At 42.9% G+C, this 20,440-nt stretch carries 18 protein-coding genes; 8 read left to right on the top strand and 10 right to left on the bottom strand.

The window, feature by feature from the left end:
• Positions 1-25 precede the first annotated feature (25 nt).
• The 9 genes from AC5JM2_RS36270 to AC5JM2_RS36230 all read right to left on the bottom strand — a co-directional run bounded on the left by AC5JM2_RS36270 (position 26) and on the right by AC5JM2_RS36230 (position 7,371).
• Positions 26-475, bottom strand: coding sequence for a hypothetical protein (locus AC5JM2_RS36270; protein WP_495841120.1), 450 nt, complete (start codon positions 473-475; stop codon positions 26-28).
• Positions 476-895: 420 nt separating this feature from the next.
• Positions 896-1,459 carry a (2Fe-2S) ferredoxin domain-containing protein gene (locus AC5JM2_RS36265; protein WP_495841118.1) on the bottom strand — a complete coding sequence of 188 codons (564 nt, stop codon included), beginning with the start codon at positions 1,457-1,459 and terminating at the stop codon, positions 896-898.
• Positions 1,460-2,114: 655 nt separating this feature from the next.
• Positions 2,115-2,318, bottom strand: coding sequence for a putative nitrogen fixation protein NifT (gene nifT, locus AC5JM2_RS36260; RefSeq protein ID WP_169266000.1), 204 nt, complete (start codon positions 2,316-2,318; stop codon positions 2,115-2,117).
• A gap of 75 nt (positions 2,319-2,393) precedes the next feature.
• Positions 2,394-2,684 (bottom strand): nitrogen fixation protein NifZ, encoded by a 291-nt coding sequence (locus tag AC5JM2_RS36255; RefSeq protein WP_495841115.1) that lies wholly within the window; start codon positions 2,682-2,684, stop codon positions 2,394-2,396.
• The gene (gene nifV / locus AC5JM2_RS36250) at positions 2,668-3,807 is read right to left on the bottom strand and encodes a homocitrate synthase (RefSeq protein ID WP_495841113.1); all 1,140 of its coding nucleotides are present in this window, start codon (positions 3,805-3,807) and stop codon (positions 2,668-2,670) included. The genes AC5JM2_RS36255 and nifV overlap by 17 nt, the downstream gene beginning before the upstream one ends.
• A 531-nt stretch (positions 3,808-4,338) precedes the next feature.
• A complete protein-coding gene (locus AC5JM2_RS36245) occupies positions 4,339-4,536 on the bottom strand; it encodes a DUF2949 domain-containing protein (protein WP_210619496.1) in 198 nt (65 codons plus the stop codon).
• Positions 4,537-4,755: 219 nt separating this feature from the next.
• Positions 4,756-5,001, bottom strand: a complete 246-nt coding sequence (locus AC5JM2_RS36240) for an Asr1405/Asl0597 family protein (RefSeq protein ID WP_169266004.1) — start codon at positions 4,999-5,001, stop codon at positions 4,756-4,758.
• Between the two features lie 2 nt (positions 5,002-5,003).
• On the bottom strand, positions 5,004-5,768 hold the full coding sequence (gene cysE, locus AC5JM2_RS36235; protein WP_495841110.1) for a serine O-acetyltransferase: 765 nt from the start codon (positions 5,766-5,768) through the stop codon (positions 5,004-5,006).
• A gap of 658 nt (positions 5,769-6,426) precedes the next feature.
• Positions 6,427-7,371, bottom strand: a complete 945-nt coding sequence (locus tag AC5JM2_RS36230) for an NAD(P)-dependent alcohol dehydrogenase (protein WP_495841108.1) — start codon at positions 7,369-7,371, stop codon at positions 6,427-6,429.
• A 1,320-nt stretch (positions 7,372-8,691) separates the two neighbouring features.
• Between AC5JM2_RS36230 and nifB the strand changes: the two genes are divergently transcribed.
• The 8 genes from nifB (at position 8,692) to nifK (ending at position 18,145) form a co-directional block, all read left to right on the top strand.
• Positions 8,692-10,194 carry a nitrogenase cofactor biosynthesis protein NifB gene (gene nifB, locus AC5JM2_RS36225; RefSeq protein WP_495841134.1) on the top strand — a complete coding sequence of 501 codons (1,503 nt, stop codon included), beginning with the start codon at positions 8,692-8,694 and terminating at the stop codon, positions 10,192-10,194.
• A gap of 168 nt (positions 10,195-10,362) precedes the next feature.
• Positions 10,363-10,710 carry a DUF362 domain-containing protein gene (locus AC5JM2_RS36220; protein ID WP_495841106.1) on the top strand — a complete coding sequence of 116 codons (348 nt, stop codon included), beginning with the start codon at positions 10,363-10,365 and terminating at the stop codon, positions 10,708-10,710.
• 203 nt (positions 10,711-10,913) lie between these two features.
• Positions 10,914-12,128 (top strand): cysteine desulfurase NifS, encoded by a 1,215-nt coding sequence (gene nifS / locus AC5JM2_RS36215; RefSeq protein ID WP_495841104.1) that lies wholly within the window; start codon positions 10,914-10,916, stop codon positions 12,126-12,128.
• A 159-nt stretch (positions 12,129-12,287) separates the two neighbouring features.
• Positions 12,288-13,193: a Fe-S cluster assembly protein NifU gene (gene nifU / locus AC5JM2_RS36210; protein WP_495841103.1), complete on the top strand. Its 906-nt coding sequence runs from the start codon at positions 12,288-12,290 to the stop codon at positions 13,191-13,193.
• A 211-nt stretch (positions 13,194-13,404) separates the two neighbouring features.
• The gene (locus tag AC5JM2_RS36205; RefSeq protein ID WP_495841102.1) at positions 13,405-13,761 is read left to right on the top strand and encodes a group I truncated hemoglobin; all 357 of its coding nucleotides are present in this window, start codon (positions 13,405-13,407) and stop codon (positions 13,759-13,761) included.
• A 350-nt stretch (positions 13,762-14,111) separates the two neighbouring features.
• A complete protein-coding gene (gene nifH, locus AC5JM2_RS36200) occupies positions 14,112-15,002 on the top strand; it encodes a nitrogenase iron protein (protein WP_210619459.1) in 891 nt (296 codons plus the stop codon).
• Between the two features lie 132 nt (positions 15,003-15,134).
• Entirely contained in the window at positions 15,135-16,673 is a 1,539-nt protein-coding gene (gene nifD / locus AC5JM2_RS36195) for a nitrogenase molybdenum-iron protein alpha chain (protein WP_495841099.1), read from the top strand.
• A 167-nt stretch (positions 16,674-16,840) separates the two neighbouring features.
• Positions 16,841-18,145, top strand: coding sequence for a nitrogenase molybdenum-iron protein subunit beta (nifK, locus tag AC5JM2_RS36190; protein ID WP_495841097.1), 1,305 nt, complete (start codon positions 16,841-16,843; stop codon positions 18,143-18,145).
• Between the two features lie 516 nt (positions 18,146-18,661).
• On the opposite strand, the gene AC5JM2_RS36185 is transcribed toward nifK, so the two are convergent.
• A complete protein-coding gene (locus AC5JM2_RS36185) occupies positions 18,662-20,398 on the bottom strand; it encodes a carbamoyltransferase family protein (RefSeq protein ID WP_495841095.1) in 1,737 nt (578 codons plus the stop codon).
• Between the last annotated feature and the right edge of the window lie 42 nt (positions 20,399-20,440).

Raw genomic sequence — 20,440 nt, 5'->3', positions numbered from 1 at the left:
TGGAAATCAGGCTTGATGAGGTGCTTCAGGATTGATTTTTTGGTGGTTGGTTTCCCGAAGCATCAGCATCTGGTTCGGTATACTCACAAAAAATATCGATGCCGACATGGACAATGTACAACACAATAACAGTAGCAATGTTAGGGTCGAGTGGTACTCCAGTCATACCAAGCAATGAGACAATCAACCCTGTGAGTAACGGCGCACTCGCTGGATTTCTTTTGTATTCCTGCACTTTGGTACGGAAACTATCATCAGCGCCGCAGAGTTCTTTGCGCAACCGCTTGAGTGTCACTTCCCGCAGAGATTTTTGATAGTCTCTCGTCGCACCGAATTTATCTAACAAAATCTCATCTAAATAAGAGTCAATGTCGCCGTTGTGTTGTTCGAGCTGAGTGAGTGCTGACTGGAAAGATGCATCATTTGGCAAAACTTCGCGATATTGCTCGATTTCGGCGGTAGAGAGTTGAGTCATGCTGAACCTTGGTTGTTGAAGATTGTAGGGACAAACAAATATACATTACATTGGCGGAGGTTGAGGTTACGGAAAAAGTTAGCCAAAGGGATACGCGGGTTGCATTCATGATTTCTACCTCACCCTGCCCTGTCGGGCATCCCTCTCCTTAAGGAGAGGGAAAGATTTTAGCACCGATTCAAGCGAGGGTGAGGTTACGGAAAAAGTTAGCCAAAGGGATACGCGGGTTGCATTCATGATTTCTACCTCACCCTGCCCTGTCGGGCATCCCTCTCCTTATTAAGGAGAGGGAAAGATTTTAGCGCCGATTCAAGCGAGGGTGAGGTTTAAGCTTTTTTATCCCATTTGCCATGAACAAACAAGAACCCCGACAACTCTTACGAAGTCGGGGTTCTGAACCGATTGCTATCATTCAGTTGCTCACGGATTTGATACCAAATAATCTTCCAGTAAAGAGACGATCGCCTCTGGATGAAGATTCTTATATTCTTTTGTCCCAATTTGCAAAATCAAATTCGGTGCGTTTTTACAACATTTTAAACAACTAGTCCGCTCAATGATGACTTGATCTGATAAACCGCGAGTGTACAAAATCTTTTCTAATTCTGACAAGTAATTTTTTGCACCACGTTTAACACAGCCAGATTTTTGGCAGGTTAAAATCTTTGCCTTAGGAGCACGTTTGTGTTGTTGAACGGGTGTTTTTTGAGTCGAACAAAAACCAAGTGGTGCTATGCTAAAAGCTTTTAGTTTGACTTCGCCTGTTTGGGTGTCTAGCTTACTGATACCAAATACACGAATTTGCTCGCCAGGAATTAGAGATAAATTGAGGTGTTTACGTAATTCTTTGGGAATTTTGATTTGTACATCCTCAGATTCTAACGCCAGTTGTAAGTATTTGGATTTGCCTGGGCTATCACCAACAAAGCTCAGGAATTGTCCTTCAAGGTTAAATTCAGATAATTTCAAGTAATGATGACCCATGTTTTTTTAATCAGTGGATTTTTTGTGTGGGTTGTCTTTTTTAAGTGGGCACAAATAATCGTAATACTTAGATCTTGCTTTCTTATTTTTGTCCACCAAGAACGCCAAGAAATAAATTTCTTGGCTCAAAGTCCAAGTCCGTTAAAACGGACTCTTGTTAGTCTTTGAGGAGGCACTGCGAAGGGAAACGCAAAGCCCGACTTGTAGCATGTGCCGTTCCGTTTTAACTGACATTTTGCACCATTCTCAACAACGCAACCTCGTCCGCCTCGGAATCAATTGGGAGGCTTACACTTCAAGTCTCTTAAAGTAGACTTAAAGGCTTATGCAGTCGTCTTTAGACGACTTTGACTATGAGACTAGGGTTTAAACCCTAGGCGGTTGTTGGCACAAGTGCAAGATCTCAGCCTCGGAATCAATTGGGAGGCTTACACTTCAAGTCTCTTAAAGTAGACTCAAAGGCTTATGCAGTCGTCTTTAGACGACTTTGACTATGAGACTAGGGTTTAAACCCTAGGCGGTTGTTGGCACAAGTGCAAGATCTCAGCCTTAAACTCGTGCGCGGTTACACGCTGGTAACAAATGAAAGAAACACCACCTCCCTTCTTGCCTGTTCCCTGTTCCCTCTTAATTTTGCAAGAGGCTTGATGCTAAACTAAGAAAGGCGTTTAGCCTCTACAGTCTGAGGTAAATCTACCAATTCTGGCAAGTTAGTAAATGCTAATTCCCAGCCATTTGCTAAGGTCAAAATTTTGCCTTCTGGTCCTTCAGTTTGTTTGACAACTTCTTCTTCAAGGTCTTTCTTGGCAACGTAGACGACCAAGTTTCCAGCATCATTTTGACGCAGCATGACTTTCATAAGAATTTTACCGCTTCCTAGTGTTGAGATTAATGTATTTGAGAAATGTCTGATTTTCTGTTCAGAAAAATAAGTTTATAAGACTTCCTCAGTCAGTTCTTGCCCTTTCTCAACAAGTTCTAATTCTTTTTTGAGACAACCTATGACAAATCCTTTGTCCAAAAAATGGACTGCATAGATATAGGACCTTTGTAAATAAGTGCCTATACTAGCAACGTAGCCAGTATCTCCTTTTGTCGCTAAGATAACTCCAATCTCTTGACCAGGAAAAGTGCCATCGTTCTTAATAACTTTACGCAATCGGACTTTATCACCAATATTAAAAGCTGGTGGTTCTTCTAGTTCTACTTCATCTGATGGTCGCATGTGAATACCTCTGTTGTTCTTGTACTAAATCCAACAGTTCTTGCACGGTTAAACTGCGTTTTTTCTCTACTGATTCTTGTCTTACCGCATCTAAAACAGATTGAGTTTCTTGTGAACTCAGAAAAATACCATGCTCTTGCAGGATACTAGATAATAAATGCCGACCAGAATGCTTACCCACAACCAAACGCCGCTCCCAGCCTACTTCCTGGGGAGCAAACGGCTCGTAAGTGATGGGGTTTTGCAGTACGCCGTGAGCATGAATACCAGCTTCGTGGGCAAAGGCATTCTCACCGACAATTGCCTTCCAAGGTGGTACATGAGATCCTGATGCAGACGCAACAAGTCGAGACAGTTCTAATAAACGAGGCGTTTCAATACCCATATTAACGCCGTGTATGCGTTTAAGACCCATGACAACTTCTTCTAAAGCTGCATTTCCGGCTCTTTCGCCTAACCCGTTGACTGTAGTATTGACTGATAAGGCTCCAGCTTTAAGACCAGCAAGAGCGTTGGCAGTTGCCAAGCCAAAATCATTGTGAGTGTGAATTTCTACGGGAATGACTAAAGCCGTCACTAATCTTTTGACTTTAGTGTATGTGCTGAAGGGGTCGAGAATGCCTACTGTGTCACAAAAACGAAACCGTGATGCACCCCATTCCTGGGCATATTGCGCAACATCGAGAAGGAAGTTTTCATCAGCTCTAGAAGAATCTTCTCCTCCTACCGACACCCAAAGACCTTTATCAAGAGCAAAGTTAATGCTATCTCTCAATTGTTGCAGAGTGACTCGCCACTGACCATGAAATTTAGCAGCGATTTGGATTCCAGAAACGGGAATAGCGATATGCACTCGCTTCAAACCGCAAGCTATGGAAGCTTGAATATCAGATACAACAGCGCGGTTCCAGCCAAGCAGTTTGGCTTGCAAATCTAACTGAGTAATTGCTGATATCGCTCGTGTTTCTTCTTCACCCATCGCCGGAATACCGACTTCCAACTCATGAACGCCGATGGTATCGAGAAACTTGGCGATCGCGACTTTCTCTTGTAAGTTAAAGGCTACTCCTGCTGCTTGTTCGCCGTCGCGTAGTGTTGTGTCATTTACCAGAACTTGATTCATCTTAAATACCTCTGAGAAAATGATGAATGATGACAAGCATTGAACTCAGACTTATTAGGGTCAGAACCGAGAATCTTTTTTTGGTGATTTCGGTTTATCTGGAATCTAATGCAAGTAAATTTACACGGAGATGAATCACTCTTGTGTTGTCAAATCTATTCCATGAATTATAGGAATATTTTGATTGTTGTATTTTGGCTTTTCACCCAAATATCACTATTGATAATTGATAATTCTTGCTCTATCTGTATGCCATCAAACAAGAATTTGGTATCAACTACAAATTGTTATTATCTGGTGGGGATTCTGTCTCACCAAATAGCATATGACTGAGATATGTATTCGCAAGCCCGGAAAACACTAGAATGCCCAATCCGGCTATTAAGCTAGAAATCATCGTCATATCCTCCTAAAGTTATTCAAGATTTTTCTATTGTCATTTTGACTGCAAATTGGAATTTCTACAGTCTTCTTAAGTCTTGAATATTTTAATGATTGCTGCTGATTTATATCAGCTAAAATTTGAATTGTTTAACATTGGTCTTCTAGCCAATCTAAAATGCGTTCAAGCTGTTCTATGTCAACTAAGCCATACTGCCAAAGAAGCATTGATAAAGGACTATTATCTAACTCATGTTTACGTAATGCTACAGAAATGTCCACAGTTGAAAGTGCAAATTCCTTTTCTAAAAAATCAATAAATTTTACATGAGTTTGATGGTTTGCCATAAGAGAAAGTTTTACCAAAACTATAAAGTATAAAGGTATAAGGATAAAGGATGTAGACGCTACAGATACTTTCCCAGGGCGGGAGAAACCCCCGTACCCCTTCTAGTAGGGTAAAAGAAAAATTTTAACACCTGAACGTCAACCTAACCCTTCATACTTCTTTTCACACCTCACGCCTGTTTTCAGGCTTGCTGATCTCAAATTAAAATCCTCAAAAATTTAAACCTGCCAACATTTTTCTAGCCAATCGATTAATTCTTGGCGACTTCCCATAAATTGCAGTACGGTACTGCGGACAAGAATAGCTGTCAGACAACTATTCACTTGTACCCGCAAAGAACCATCAGGATGACACCAACAGTTGATCATTAATTCTTGCAAGCGGTGACAGATTTGCCTGCGATCGCTCACGGGGATCTGCACAATATGCTCGCCTGAGGCTTGGAAACTACACGATTGCAACATAGTTAACGTTCCTTTGTCACCAATTCTTTTTTCGTTTTCTGATTTGTAAAAGTTTGTAGCTTTTGTTCGAGTTGCTCAATACGTTCCAGCAAAGAGCGAATGACACTCGCTTCTAAATCGGGTAGTTTTGCGTGTTCTAGGGGGGAGAGCTGTTCATTTTGCTTGCGAGAAACAATCCGTCCTGGAACTCCCACAACAGTGGAATCTGGTGGAACATCGCGTAAAACAATGGAACCTGCACCGACACGGACGCGATCGCCTATCTCAATATTGCCCAAAACTTTTGCACCCGCCCCTACAACAACGTTTTTCCCCAAGGTAGGATGGCGCTTACCACTTTGTTTTCCAGTTCCACCAAGGGTTACACCTTGGTAAATCAGCGTATTGTCGCCAACGATAGCAGTTTCGCCAATGACAATACCCATACCGTGGTCGATAAACACACCCTTACCAATCTCCGCATCCGGATGAATTTCAATTCCTGTCAGAAACCGTCCTAAGTGAGAAATCAAGCGGGGGATAAAAACCACTCCACGACTGTGCAACGAATGAGCAAGCCGGTGCAAACATAGTGCGTGGAATCCAGGGTAACAAAACAGTACCTCTAGCCAATTGCGTGCTGCTGGATCTCGCTCAAATATGATGCGAAAATCAGTTAATAGCGGCTCAAAATAAACACCAGAAAGTATAGCAAAAAGCCAGTGTGGATTGTCGCCCAGCATTTTTGCAATTTTTAAATTCCTGATAGAGTCGAAGGGCTGTTGCATCGGTTTTGCAGGAATGAAAATAGCGGTGTGCTATATTCTCTGCTTATATCAGGTATTTGCAAAGATGGCTGTGTCTCTAACGCCGATTGAATTTATTGAATTGATTAAAGCTGTACTCAAGTGTGTGTGAACCTTGATTTAATGGAAATTTAAAATTTGTCTTGGGGTAGGGGTACTAGTATTTCCAGGATCAGGGTACTTGAATTTATGGGGGAGAGGATTAAGTATTTTTGTACTCAATAGCAATTGGCTTGCCATAAGACTTTTCTGCTGTTTAGGCAATAAATTTTCGCATAAATTAACAAGATTTCATCTGTACTCAGACATAAGACGAAAGAGCTATATGCAAAAGTTCTGTATATGCAATTACTATTTATTATAGTATTCCTACAATTGAAAAAAGACAAGTTTTACTATTTTATCTGATGGTTTTTATCTGTAAGTGCAGATACTATTTTATGTATTTACAATTGTAGTTTGATTAACGGTTAAATCTATTTTATCCCTTTGGATAAGAATTTTGAGTGTTTTATATAAGAAAAAGCAATATCTTTATGCTTTTTCTGCATCTTCTCGAAATGAAAAAGCCTGCAAATGCAGGCTTGTCTAGTACAATTTTCGACTGTTATTTTAAGAATTCCCACAAAAGTTCCACACATTAATTCGCAACGGTAATGGCAATTTTACCTACTGCTCGCTCTGTTTCGCTATATGTATGAGCGGCGGCGAGTTCTTGTAGAGGGTAGGTGCGATCAATCACTGAGCGAATTTTACCAGCCGAAATCAACTCTTTGAGGTAAACTAAGTCCTGAGTATTAGGTCTTTCAAGGATAAATTTAGCTTTTTTACCAGGAATCAGCGCTGTCAAGATAATCTGGACAAAGCTTTCAAGGCTAGGGAGTGTCGTCACGTAAATTCCATTTGGTTTTAGAGCTTGTTTACAACCAGAAAAGGACTGCTTAGCAACTGCATCCAAAATGATGTCGTACTGCCCTAATTCTTGGGTGAAGTCTTGTTGTGTATAGTCGATTATCTGGTCTGCTCCCAAAGATTTTACAAAATCAATATTTTTTGTACTGCAAACTGCCGTTACTTGTGCGCCTAAAGCTTTAGCAATTTGCACTGCAAAAATACCCACACCACCAGAACCGCCATTCACAAGAACCTTTTGATTTGGTTGAATGTTCCCCAAATCTCGCAGCCCTTGCAGTGCAGTGAGTGCTGCTACGGGAATAGAGGCTGCTTCTTCATAAGTCATGTTTGTTGGTTTAAGAGCAGCATTCTTTTCTGGAACGGCTGCAAATTCTGCATAAGCTCCCCCCAATGGACTAATAGAGCCGTAGATAACGTCTCCTACCTTGAATTGCGTAACTTGAGAACCAACTTCTATAACTTCTCCCGACAAATCAAACCCTATAATCATGGGAAATTTGTTACCCGTGATAAATTTCAACATTCCTTTGCGCATTTTCCAATCAACGGGATTAACGCAAGTCGCATGAACTTTGACAAGTAACTGATTGGGTTTAATTTTTGGAGGTTCTACATCTTCGTACTGAAACACCTCAGGAGAGCCATATCGACGGATAACTACTGCTTTCATAGTTTTACTCTTGGTACCCTGATTTTTGGGCAGAATTAGGACAATATTTTTTCTCAGTGTAACGAGAGTATGGTGTTGGTAGCTTTTCACCCTGCATCTATTGGGCATTCTCTGCCGAAGCCAAAGAACGAGAAATATCTTGTAAAAACTGCCTGACTGCTTTTGGTGGCCGAACGGTCTCGCTGCGCTTTAGACCTCTGGGCGTGCGCAAAGCGCATACGCCAGTCGCCTCTGTCGGGAAAGCCGTCATTCGCGCTGGTCTCACCAGATACCTAGGTGGGGAGACCCTCATCAAGTACTGGCTCCCCTACACCCCTACACCCCTACACCCTTACACTCCTGTGTTTCTTGAAAGAAAGGGTAGATTTACGTGCACCTCCAGAACCAATAATCATGATTTTCTTGACTTGAGACCAAATTATGTTCAAAGATATCTTTATTCCAGATTTTACTTGTTCAAACTCCGTTAGTTGAGATATTATTCTATTAATCGGTCAAATCAACTGGGTAAGAAACCTTATTTTTCTTGATTACGCCTGAAAGCTAGCCGAAATTTATCAGGGAAAGCCTATCAATATCTAGCAAAGATCGGTATACCAACTAAATACCAACTAAATATTAAAAAAACTTGAATGGCATTTTTTCTTCCCAAAGAATGATATTCTGTATACAGAATTGAATTTCGCAAATTTCTGGAGTAGCGCTCCTTGATCTGCTCCAGATTTCCAAAATCAGAATTTTTTTCTCTTCAGGCAATGCTCTAGATATTATTTCACCACCCTTTGAGTACAAGGTGAAAAACCGAAAAAAAAAGCTAAGATTGCGCTCAAGTCCTTGCAGGGATTGGTTTTTGTATGAGTACAGAAATACTTGTCCCCACTTCCATAAATACTCGAACCCCAACCAAAAAATTCTAGTTCCCCTACCCATAAAAAATTTTTGTGACTCCTCAAATGCATAAAGGGTAAAGGTTTTTAGTATTGAGTACAATTCTAATCAATCCAATAAATTCTATCCAGACCACAAGCGCTGCCCTTATTCAAGACAACTGATATAAAACTTATATCGCCAACACTTAAAGCGCAAACACAAACAGCGCAGTGAGTGAGTGGAGGGATGAGATAGCACCATGCCCCTGTGAACAGAAGTCGCGCCTTTACCCGCTTCCCTTAAGTCAAAAAGCGTTGACACACTACCAGCCCTTAAAAACTTTGGGTAAACAGCGCAAGTACAAGACGCGGCTTCGATTCTTAACTCAACAGAGTGGCTATGGCATCTTCCACGGTGGCAACGTTAGTACCTGACCTTTTGCGAAATTCAATGACACAACAGTTTACAGGACTCGTTACCCCAGTAGTAACAGAATCCACTCCAACCAAAGCAAAATCCAGCGGTTGCGGCGGATGCAACGATGATAGCAGCGCCACTGTGGAAATGGACGAAAAGCTGAAACAACGGATTGCCCAGCATCCCTGCTACAGTGAAGAAGCCCATCACCACTATGCAAGGTTGCACGTTGCAGTTGCCCCTGCTTGCAATATTCAATGCAACTACTGCAATCGTAAATACGACTGCGCTAACGAGAGTCGTCCTGGAGTGGTGAGTGAACTGCTAACCCCAGAAGAAGCAGCACACAAAGCTTTAGTGATTGCAGGCAAGATTCCTCAATTAACGGTGTTGGGAATTGCAGGTCCTGGCGATCCATTAGCAAATCCAGAGAAAACTTTCCGCACTTTTGAGTTGATTGCAGAAAAAGCGCCAGATATTAAGCTTTGTCTGTCAACTAACGGTTTAATGCTGCCTGAGTATGTTGATCGCATTAAACAACTCAACATAGATCATGTTACAATGACTATTAACATGATAGACCCAGAAATCGGGGCAAAAATTTATTCTTGGGTTCACTACAACCGTAAGCGTTATAGAGGCATCGAAGGAGCAAAAATTCTGCACGAAAAGCAGATGGAAGGATTGCAAGCCCTCAAAGAAGCTGATATTTTGTGCAAAGTCAACTCGGTGATGATTCCGGGTATTAATGATCAGCACCTGACAGAGGTGAATCAGGTCATTCGCTCCAAAGGCGCATTCCTTCACAATATTATGCCGCTGATTTCTGCACCAGAACACGGCACCCACTTTGGATTGACTGGTCAGCGCGGTCCCACACCAAAAGAAGTGAAGGTTGTGCAAGATAATTGCGCTGGTAACATGAAGATGATGCGTCATTGCCGTCAGTGTCGTGCTGATGCAGTTGGTCTTTTGGGTGAAGACCGCAGCCAGGAATTTACTAAGGATAAATTCATGGAAATGACTTCAGAATACGATCTGGAAAAACGTCAAGAAGTTCATGCAGGAATTGAGAAGTTTAAAGAAGAACTGAAAGTAGCCAAAGAAAAGGCTCTCACTGCTGTAGAGACGATTAATGGCGCATCGGTAGAAAATAGTCCAAAAATCTTAGTTGCAGTCGCCACTAAAGGTGGTGGATTGGTTAACCAGCACTTTGGTCATGCCAAGGAATTTCAGATTTATGAAGTTGATGCCAATAAAGTTTCTTTTGTTGGACATCGCAAAGTTGACCATTATTGTCAAGGTGGATACGGCGAGAAAGCCACTTTAGAAAATATCATTCAAACAATAGCTGATTGCAAAGCAGTATTGGTCTCGAAAATGGGTGATAGTCCCAAAGAGAAATTGCAAAAACTCGGAATTCAGACGGTTGAATCCTACGATGTGATTGAGACGGTTGCTTTAGATTTTTATCAGCAATATCTTCAGGAACAAGGGAACGAAAAGGTCAAAAACATGCCCTTGAACGAAGTGTAGACGCCATTTGGGCGGCTTCTTGAAGGATAGAGTCAAAAGTCAAAAGTTAGAAATCTGAGGAATTTTTAACTTTTAACTTTTCACTTTTCCTTCTCTCCATTACCCAATATCTAGTACTCACTACCCAATTCCCAATCCACAATTTATAAGATAGTAAGGGGAATAGTCATGGCTTACAAAATTACCAGCAAGTGCATTTCCTGCAAATTATGTCTTTCTGCCTGTCCCACTGGTGCAGTCAAAATAGTTGACGGTCGTCACTGGATTGACCCAAACCTCTGCACAAACTGTGATAATACGACTTATAGTGTCCCTCAGTGTGCGGCTGGTTGTCCCACCTGCGATGGTTGCGTCAAAGAACGTGGAGATTACTGGGAATCCTGGTTTGATACTTACAATAGACTCATAACAAAACTAACAAAAAAAGAAGAATATTGGGACAACTGGTTTAACTTTTATTCCCAAAAATTCTCTGAACAAGTTCAGAAACATCAAACATCAAAAGTAAAAGCTTGAACCAGTAAACAGTTATCAGTGAGCCAGTGCTGCAGGAGGGGAGCCATTGCGTTGGAGAGCCAGCGCTGGACTCACCGTAAGGTGTGGCGTTAGGCATAGGGTTATCAATCATCAATCATCAATTGTTCACTGATAACTGTTTAACCGATATCTTATACAGATTTTCATAAATTTTTGGTTGTAATCAAATTAGATTGGAAGCAATGCACAAAGACTGCATATATCTAGACAATAACGCCACCACCAAGGTAGACCCAGCAATTGTAGAGGCGATGCTGCCCTACTTCAGCGATTATTACGGCAATCCCTCCAGTATGCACACCTTTGGTGGGCAAGTTGGTAAAGCAGTAAGACTTGCACGAGAACAAGTTGCTGCTTTGTTGGGTGCTGATGAATCAGAAATTATCTTTACCAGTGGAGGAACTGAGGGAGATAACGCCGCTATTCGTGCAGCACTTTTGGCACAACCCCAAAAGCGACACATCATCACGACACAAGTTGAACACCCAGCAGTGCTGAATGTCTGCCAACAGCTGGAAACTCAAGGTTATTCTGTCACCTATCTATCAGTGAATCGTCAAGGGCAGTTGGATTTAAATGAACTGGAAGCCTCATTGACAGGCAATACTGCCCTAGTGACAATTATGTATGCCAATAACGAAACCGGTACGGTTTTCCCAATTGAGCAGATTGGGTTGCGCGTAAAAGAAAGTGGCGCACTCTTCCATGTCGATGCGGTGCAAGCTGTGGGTAAAATTCCCATGAATATGAAGACGAGCACCATTGATATGCTCACTCTATCTGGTCATAAAATGCATGCACCGAAAGGAATTGGTGCATTGTATCTACGACGCGGAGTTCGGTTCCGTCCTATGATTATCGGCGGAGGACAACAGCGCGGTAGAAGAGCAGGAACAGAAAATGTTCCAGGAGTTGTTGCTTTAGGCAAAGCAGCTGAACTAGAATTATTACATCTAGAAGAAGCGACAGCCAGAGAGAAGCGGTTACGCGATCGCCTTGAGCAAACTCTGATCACCACAATTCCCAACTGCGAAGTCAACGGTGATCCAGCATACAGATTACCAAACACCACCAACATTGGTTTCAAATATATTGAAGGTGAAGCAATTCTCCTTCATCTAAATAAACACAATATTTGTGCTTCATCCGGTTCTGCTTGCAGTTCTGGCTCTTTGGAACCTTCTCATGTTTTGCGAGCAATGGGCTTACCCTACACCATCTTGCATGGTTCCATTCGCTTCAGCCTTTGCCGTTACACAACAGAAGCCGAAATTGATGCAGTTCTGGCAGTCATGCCTAACATTATAGAGCGTCTACGTGCCCTCTCACCCTTCAAGAGTGATAATGTCGGTTGGCTGCAACAACAAGAAAAATCAGTGCTTGGTGTAGGCAAATGAGGAAGAGCAGGGAGAACCCACCAGAGGCAGAGGAAGAACGTGCTGGACATTAACTCTTGATCTCCCTTGCCCCCTGCCTTTTCGAGAGAAAGCTCCCTACCCCCCCAACTTTCCAATAATCTAATCCAAAGTTCAAAATCAACAAATCTGAAATCGGCTATGTGGGACTATACAGATAAAGTGATGGATCTCTTCTACAATCCCAAAAATCAAGGGGAATTAGAAGACTCTACAGAAGCTGGAATCAAAATTGCTGTTGGAGAAGTCGGTAGCATTGCTTGTGGAGATGCCCTGAGACTACACCTTAAAGTTGAGGAAACAACTGAAAAAATCCTCGAAGCTCGTTATCAAACCTTTGGCTGTACGAGTGCGATCGCATCTTCTGAAGCTTTGGTAGATTTAATCCAGGGTTCAACCCTAGACGAAGCCCTGAAGGTCACTAACAAAGATATTGCCAACTATCTTGGCGGATTACCACAAGCAAAGATGCATTGCTCGGTGATGGGACAAGAAGCGCTAGAAGCAGCTATCTATAATTACCGAGGTATTGCTCCCGAAGTTCATGAAGACGATGATGAAGGAGCGCTAGTTTGCACTTGTTTTGGCATTAGCGATACAAAAATTAAGCGTGCGATTAGAGAAAATAATCTCACCACCGCCGAAGAAGTCACAAATTATGTCAAAGCAGGTGGCGGATGCGGATCTTGTTTGGCAACGATTGATGATATAATAGAATCTGTACGGCAAGAATCTGCTGCCCCTTCAGGTACTTCCTTGAAAAGGAATACGGCTAGTCAGCAAGCCCAAAAACCTCTGACACCAGTGCAGAAAATTGCACTAATTCAAAAAGTCTTAGATGAAGAAGTCAGACCCGTTCTGATGGCCGATGGCGGAGACGTAGAACTGTACGACGTAGATGGTGATTCTGTAAAAGTTCTGCTCCAAGGTGCATGTGGTTCGTGTTCTGCTAGCACAGCAACACTTAAGATTGCAATTGAATCTAGATTGCGCGATCGCGTAAGCAAAGACCTTGTGGTAGAAGCAGTTGAGCCATCATTGCTTTAAGACTTACGCACTTTACAAGTCTACTCTAATATGCATTACCCTGAAACACCAAGTAGGATTTGACTCATATCATTGTCTTCCTTATCAACCCTTGAGTTCTACTAAAAACCGACAGCTAAATTCACTCGCTTTGAGCAACAAGAGTGAAGGTTTTTAGCGCTCAAGTGCGCGAATTTCAGTATCCAACCAACTCGCTTCAAAGGAAAAGGATATGAGCACATTATTCGACCAACTTGGTGGACAACAGGGTATTGAGCAAATAGTGGATGATTTCTACAAACGCATCATGGCTGACAACACCCTCAATCACTTTTTCGCTAATACAGATTTGGATAAGCAGCGTCAAAAACAAGTGGCTTTCTTCGCCAAGATTTTTGATGGTCCAGACCAATATAAGGGTCGTTCCATGGAAACAACACACACAGGTATGAATCTACAACAACAACACTTCGATAATATTGCAAAACACCTGAGTGATGCAGTTGCTGTGCGTGGAGTGTCGCCAGAGGACGCAAACGCTGCACTTGCTCGCGTCTCAAGTTTGAAGGGCGCTATTTTGAACAAGTGATTTCAAAGCTACGAATTCAAAATTCGCTTGTTCAAAAACAGAACTGAATTTTGAATGTTTAAGTAGCGAGGGTCAAGTCTTACTTGGTGTTTCAGGTTTATGCATATTCCGATGCATTTGTAAAGAAAGTCCCAACCAAATTTAACGAGGATAAATGATGTTCTTGCTTTGGATAGTTTCAGGGGTAGAGCGATCGCCACCGGCGGGCACATAGTGCCAATGCCACCTGATTCGTTCTACACACGGTCAACGCTGTAATTTTAATAGGCGTGACTCACAAAAAGCAAAGACCCACCAAACCAACCAACCAACCAATTAATTAGCAATCTAATTGCAGGAGAAAACTCATCATGTCCGAGGAAAAAATCAGACAGATAGCATTCTACGGTAAAGGCGGTATCGGTAAATCTACCACCTCCCAAAACACCCTTGCCGCTATGGCAGAAATGGGTCAGCGCATCATGATTGTGGGTTGCGACCCTAAAGCAGACTCTACCCGTTTAATGCTGCACAGTAAAGCTCAAACCACCGTGCTTCACTTGGCTGCTGAACGGGGTGCTGTGGAAGATTTAGAAATCGAAGAAGTGATGCTCACCGGCTTCCGTGGTGTTAAGTGCGTGGAATCTGGTGGTCCTGAACCTGGTGTAGGTTGCGCCGGTCGGGGTATTATCACCGCCATCAACTTCTTGGAAGAAAACGGTGCTTACCAAGACTTAGACTTCGTTTCCTACGACGTGTTGGGTGACGTTGTCTGCGGTGGTTTCGCTATGCCTATCCGTGAAGGTAAAGCACAAGAAATCTACATCGTGACTTCCGGTGAAATGATGGCGATGTATGCTGCTAACAACATCGCTCGCGGTATTCTCAAGTATGCTCACTCTGGTGGTGTACGCTTGGCTGGTCTGATTTGTAACAGCCGTAAAGTTGACCGGGAAATCGAACTCATCGAAACCCTGGCAGAACGGTTGAACACCCAGATGATTCACTTCGTACCTCGTGACAACATCGTTCAACACGCTGAATTGCGTCGGATGACCGTCAACGAGTACGCACCTGACAGCGACCAAGGTAATGAATACCGCACATTAGCTAAGAAGGTCGTCGAAAACACCAAGCTCACCATTCCTACACCTCTGGAAATGGACGAGTTAGAAGCCCTACTCGTAGAATTCGGTATCCTCGACGACGATACCAAGCACGCAGAAATTATTGGCAAACCTGCAGAAGCTGCTGCCAAGTAAGCAATGCCCTAGGGTGGGCAAGCAGCCCACCTTTGAAGACAGAAGAATAAAGAATGAAATATAAATGGTTCACTCTTCACCCTTCGCTCTTCATCTTTCCTTCTCACCAGTAATTCACCAGCAAGGAACGCTATGACATATACAGATGACAAAAAATCTTCCGAGCAAGATCCAAAAGCGCTCGTAGAACAAAGAAAACAAGTAGTTAAAGAAGTTCTAGACGCTTACCCCGACAAAGCTAAGAAAAAGCGGGAAAAGCATATAAACGTATACGAAGAAGGCAAGTCCGACTGCGGCGTTAAGTCCAACGTCAAATCTCTTCCTGGTGTGATGACCGCTCGTGGTTGTGCTTACGCTGGTTCTAAAGGTGTGGTCTGGGGTCCCATTAAGGACATGATCCACATCAGCCACGGTCCTGTCGGTTGCGGTTACTGGTCTTGGTCTGGTCGTCGTAACTACTACATCGGCACCACAGGTGTTGACACCTTTGGCACCATGCACTTCACTTCTGACTTCCAAGAACGGGATATCGTCTTCGGCGGTGACAAAAAACTCATAAAACTAATCGAAGAACTCGACCAACTTTTCCCCCTCAACCGTGGTGTCTCAATTCAATCTGAATGTCCTGTCGGTCTGATTGGGGATGACATTGAAGCCGTCGCCAGAAAATCAGCTAAAGAGATTGACAAGCCTGTTGTACCCGTACGTTGCGAAGGCTTCCGGGGTGTTTCTCAGTCTCTTGGTCACCACATTGCGAACGACATGGTTCGTGACTGGGTGTTCAGCAGATCCGATAAGGAAAGAAAAGAAGGGACACTCAAATTCGAGTCTACTCCTTATGATGTCGCAATCATCGGTGACTACAACATCGGTGGTGATGCTTGGGCTAGCCGCATCCTGTTAGAAGAACTCGGCTTGCGCGTGGTCGCCCAGTGGTCAGGTGATGGTACCATCCACGAGATGATGCAGACACCAAACGTGAAGATGAACCTAATTCACTGCTACCGGTCGATGAACTACATCAGCCGTCACATGGAAGAAGCTTACGGTATACCCTGGTTGGAATACAACTTCTTTGGTCCTACCAAGATTGCTGCATCCTTACGGGAAATCGCTTCCAAGTTTGACGAGAAGATCCAAGAAAACGCTGAGAAGATCATCGCCAAGTACCAGCCAGTGATGGATGAAATCACTGCCAAGTATCGTCCACGGTTGGAAGGTAAGACTGTAGCTATGATGGTTGGTGGTCTGCGTCCTCGTCACGTTGTTCCCGCTTTCCAAGATTTGGGAATGAGAATGATTGGTACAGGTTATGAGTTTGCTCATAATGACGACTACAAACGTACCACTAACTACATTGAAAACGGCACCATCGTTTTCGATGACGTTACTGCTTACGAGTTCGAGGAGTTTATCAAAGCACTCAAGCCCGACCTCGTCGCCTCTGGTGTGAAAGAGAAGTATGTCTTCCAAAAGATGGGTCTTCCTTTCCGTCAAATGCACTCTTGGGATTACTCCGGTCCTTATCACGGTTATGATGGCTTCGCTATCTTTGCTCGCGACATGGATCTAGCACTCAACAGCCCTACCTGGGGATTAATCGGCGCTCCTTGGAGCAAGAAAGCTGAAGCTAAAGCTGAGGCTAAGGCTGAAGCTAAGGCTGTCGCCTAAGGAATACTTCGTTACCAGGCTAAGCCTGGTAACAGATTAGGGAAGGCTGTGCCTCCTCCCTAGCAAACAAGATTCGTGAGGCTATGCCTCAGCCTAGGCATTCCCAGGCTCAGCCTGGGAACTAAATCACAATTAACCAACCCACTAGCTCGCTTGGAGATAGAGAAATGCCTCAGAATCCGGAGAAAATTCAAGACCACGTGGAGCTATTCCACCAGCCAGAGTACCAAGAGTTATTTAAAAACAAGAAAGAGTTTGAAAACGGACACGACCCCGAAGAAGTAAAAAGGGTTGCAGAATGGACGAAGAGTTGGGAGTATCGTGAAAAGAACTTCGCTCGTGAAGCATTGACCGTTAACCCTGCTAAAGGTTGCCAACCATTGGGCGCAATCTTCGCTGCTGTTGGTTTTGAAGGTACTCTACCCTTTGTCCAAGGTTCCCAAGGTTGCGTTGCTTACTTCCGCACCCACTTAACTCGTCACTACAAAGAACCGTTTTCTGGCGTATCTTCTTCCATGACAGAAGACGCAGCGGTATTTGGTGGACTGCAAAACATGATTGACGGCTTGACAAACTCCTACCAACTGTACAAGCCGAAGATGATCGCTGTGTGCACCACCTGTATGGCAGAAGTTATCGGTGATGACTTGCAGGCTTTCATCAACAACTCCAAAAATGCTGGTGCAGTTCCTCAAGATTTCCCAGTGCCCTTTGCTCACACTCCTAGCTTTGTTGGTTCCCACATCACAGGCTACGACAACATGATGAAGGGTATTCTTTCTAACCTGACTGCAGGTAAGAAGAAAGAAACCAGCAATGGCAAAATCAACTTCATCCCTGGTTTTGACACCTATGTTGGTAACAACCGGGAAATCAAGCGGATGTGTAATTTGATGGGTATCGATTACACGATACTGGCAGATAACAGCGACTATCTGGATTCACCCAACACAGGTGAGTTTAATATGTACCCAGGCGGTACTCCCTTGGAAGAAGCTGCAGATTCAATTAATGGGAAAGCAACAGTTGCTCTACAAGCACACTCTACTCCCAAAACCCGCGAATACATCGCCAAAGAATGGAAGCAAGAGGTTGTCGTTTCTCGTCCTTGGGGTATTAAGGGTACTGATGAGTTCCTGATGAAACTCAGTGAACTGACTGGTAAACCCATTCCCGAAGAATTGGAAATTGAACGCGGTCGGGCAGTCGATGCGATGACTGACTCGCATTCATGGGTTCACGGTAAGCGCTTCGCTATCTACGGTGAGCCTGATCTGGTGTACTGCATGGTTGGCTTCATGCTGGAAATGGGTGCTGAACCCGTGCATATCCTTGTTCACAACAGCAATGAAAACTTTGAGAAAGAACTCAAACAGTTGCTGGATTCTAACCCTAATGGTAAGAGTGCTACTATTTGGCCTGGTAAAGACCTGTGGCATATGCGTTCACCAATGCGCTTTCTATCAGGCTAATTTAAAGGGATTAGGACTAACGGGCATATAGCTGTCATGAGCCGCGTGCGACGTGATAGACACTGCTTGACCTGTGGCTCCTGTGTTATCATGCTCTCAACTGGAGGAGAAATTTAAGTACAGGTTTACATTTAATGATAAATACTACGTTTTTGATTAAACTGTCTGTTTGACGGATATAACTACGCAGTACGCAAATTTGGTCTTCTGGAGCCACTGCGTTGGGCGGCGTGCCGTTCTTGTTGCAAGTGGGGTGGCGAAAAGAGCCAGATAATAACCCATAGGTGTGTAACTGTTGCAACCACTGGCAAGCGATACATTCCAAGTAGAGTACGTTGACCAAAGCGATGTAAACCAAAACGCGCGACGTAAAAGTTGTGCGTAGGCGCAGTAGCGCATTTGACTGAGAAGTATTTTTCTCCTGGGGTTCCTTATCCTTTTTTTTGGCGAAGGTATTGCTGCATGTACCTATTTTTCACGGTAGCGTTTCAAATCCTGTGAACGGTTACTAAACTTTTATTTTTCGATTAGGTAATCTTCAATAACCAAAGCATCTAATCCTGTTGTATAAAATACACTGATGGCGTCTTCAACTGAGTGAATAATTGGCTTACCCATAATATTGAAGCTAGTATTCAATATTAGTGGGATACCAGTTAATTGATAAAATTCGTAGATCAGATCGTAGTATTTTTCTGACCATTCTCTTTTAACGCTTTGCAGGCGTCCTGTATCGTTAACGTGAACGACAGCGGGAACTTTTTCCAGTACTTCTGATTTAAATTTTAAAGTTATATTCATATAGGGTGATTCCTGATAGTTCTCGAAATATTCATCTCCAAATTCATGTAATATGGATGGGGCTAAAGGACGAAATTTTTCCCTAAATTTTACTCGACTATTAATTCGATCCATCATATCTTCTGGGCGAGGGTCTGCTAATATTGAACGATTGCCTAAAGCCCTTGGACCGAATTCAGCCTTACCCTGCGCCCAACCAATGATTTTTCCCTGTGCTAGTAAATCCGCTGCTTTTTTATGGATTTTACCAGGTAGATATTGCAAATCTTTCATGCTGCTAAACTTGCATAGATTGTCTAAAGTTTCTTTTGAAAAAGTTGAGCCTAAATATGGAGAGAAAAACCGCTTAGGAGGTTGAGCTTGGGGACTTTCTTCATAATATGCTAGTAAGGCTGCACCGACGGCATTACCATCATCAGCAGGTGCAGAAGGGATATAGAGACTGCGAAACTTGGTCTTTTCTAAAATTTGACCATTCCAGGTAGAATTAAGAGCACACCCACCACTCAAAGCTAAACAATCAGAAAATCCTCGGTCATATAAATTATTCAGCAGTTCTTCCATAATTTCCATAAAGATTAACTGCCCTGTATAAGCTAAATTAGCTGATATCAAAGGTGATTCATCTGGCTTTCGCATCATACTTTGGAGTTTTTCTATAACTGGAAAGTACAGATGGTTATTGAAATATATATCTAAACCTTTAACAGAAATCAGTGTTCGCAGTAATTGATACAAATTTTCATCGTATTTACCGTAGGGGGCTAGTCCCATTACTTTCCATTCTTCACCTTTAATGACATCAAAACTGCATAAAGCGCAGATTAAAGCATAGAAATGTCCAAGATTACCATTACCAAAACCTTCCCAAGGATTTTTAAGCGTTGAGAGTTTACCGTGTTTATATTGGTAAAAATCATAAGACCCCCAGCCCCCATAAGCATCAATAATTGCACAAACAGCTGTATCAAAGGAACTCGAATAACAAGCATTAGCAGCGTGGGTTAAGTGATGTTCGTAATACTTTACCTGAGTAGAATTTTTAATTTCGTGATTACCAAGCAAATTTTGACCCGCAAAAGTCATATTGTTAGCTTGTCCCTGCATGGTAGTTTGCAAAGATGGCCAAGGCCAATTTAGTTTTTTATAGAAATCATTAAAAATAGGTAAATTGCCAGTTAATCTGGAAAATTCGGACATAATTTTAGTTAGTGCAACGATGGGCTGGCTCCAGGTAATTGCTATAACTAATTCAGCTTTGGGAGAACAATACTCGCGGATTAATTCAGGTGTCCGAATTAAATGGTCTGGAGGACAGTTGAATGCCCTCTTGTTCTGCATATATCTTTCAGTTGCCTCTGCAAAAACTACTTCTCCGTCCGGATTAACAATAGCTAAAGCTGAATCGTGGACTGAGGCAGACAATCCGATATAAAATTTGTTTTGGCTCATGGTAATTATTGGCAGAAATTAGTAACGATATCGAGATTTAGA

The organism is Brasilonema angustatum (assembly GCF_059505445.1).
This window is presented reverse-complemented; position numbering and strand designations above follow the sequence as displayed.

Excerpts from the sequence above, each read along its gene's own strand:
- AC5JM2_RS36270 (WP_495841120.1), bottom strand. The coding sequence starts at position 475 with ATGACTCAACTCTCTACCGCCGAAATCGAGCAATATCGCGAAGTTTTG.
- AC5JM2_RS36265 (WP_495841118.1), bottom strand. The coding sequence starts at position 1,459 with ATGGGTCATCATTACTTGAAATTATCTGAATTTAACCTTGAAGGACAA.
- nifT (WP_169266000.1), bottom strand. The coding sequence starts at position 2,318 with ATGAAAGTCATGCTGCGTCAAAATGATGCTGGAAACTTGGTCGTCTAC.
- AC5JM2_RS36255 (WP_495841115.1), bottom strand. The coding sequence starts at position 2,684 with ATGCGACCATCAGATGAAGTAGAACTAGAAGAACCACCAGCTTTTAAT.
- nifV (WP_495841113.1), bottom strand. The coding sequence starts at position 3,807 with ATGAATCAAGTTCTGGTAAATGACACAACACTACGCGACGGCGAACAA.
- AC5JM2_RS36245 (WP_210619496.1), bottom strand. The coding sequence starts at position 4,536 with ATGGCAAACCATCAAACTCATGTAAAATTTATTGATTTTTTAGAAAAG.
- AC5JM2_RS36240 (WP_169266004.1), bottom strand. The coding sequence starts at position 5,001 with ATGTTGCAATCGTGTAGTTTCCAAGCCTCAGGCGAGCATATTGTGCAG.
- cysE (WP_495841110.1), bottom strand. The coding sequence starts at position 5,768 with ATGCAACAGCCCTTCGACTCTATCAGGAATTTAAAAATTGCAAAAATG.
- AC5JM2_RS36230 (WP_495841108.1), bottom strand. The coding sequence starts at position 7,371 with ATGAAAGCAGTAGTTATCCGTCGATATGGCTCTCCTGAGGTGTTTCAG.
- nifB (WP_495841134.1), top strand. The coding sequence starts at position 8,692 with ATGACACAACAGTTTACAGGACTCGTTACCCCAGTAGTAACAGAATCC.
- AC5JM2_RS36220 (WP_495841106.1), top strand. The coding sequence starts at position 10,363 with ATGGCTTACAAAATTACCAGCAAGTGCATTTCCTGCAAATTATGTCTT.
- nifS (WP_495841104.1), top strand. The coding sequence starts at position 10,914 with ATGCACAAAGACTGCATATATCTAGACAATAACGCCACCACCAAGGTA.
- nifU (WP_495841103.1), top strand. The coding sequence starts at position 12,288 with ATGTGGGACTATACAGATAAAGTGATGGATCTCTTCTACAATCCCAAA.
- AC5JM2_RS36205 (WP_495841102.1), top strand. The coding sequence starts at position 13,405 with ATGAGCACATTATTCGACCAACTTGGTGGACAACAGGGTATTGAGCAA.
- nifH (WP_210619459.1), top strand. The coding sequence starts at position 14,112 with ATGTCCGAGGAAAAAATCAGACAGATAGCATTCTACGGTAAAGGCGGT.
- nifD (WP_495841099.1), top strand. The coding sequence starts at position 15,135 with ATGACATATACAGATGACAAAAAATCTTCCGAGCAAGATCCAAAAGCG.
- nifK (WP_495841097.1), top strand. The coding sequence starts at position 16,841 with ATGCCTCAGAATCCGGAGAAAATTCAAGACCACGTGGAGCTATTCCAC.
- AC5JM2_RS36185 (WP_495841095.1), bottom strand. The coding sequence starts at position 20,398 with ATGAGCCAAAACAAATTTTATATCGGATTGTCTGCCTCAGTCCACGAT.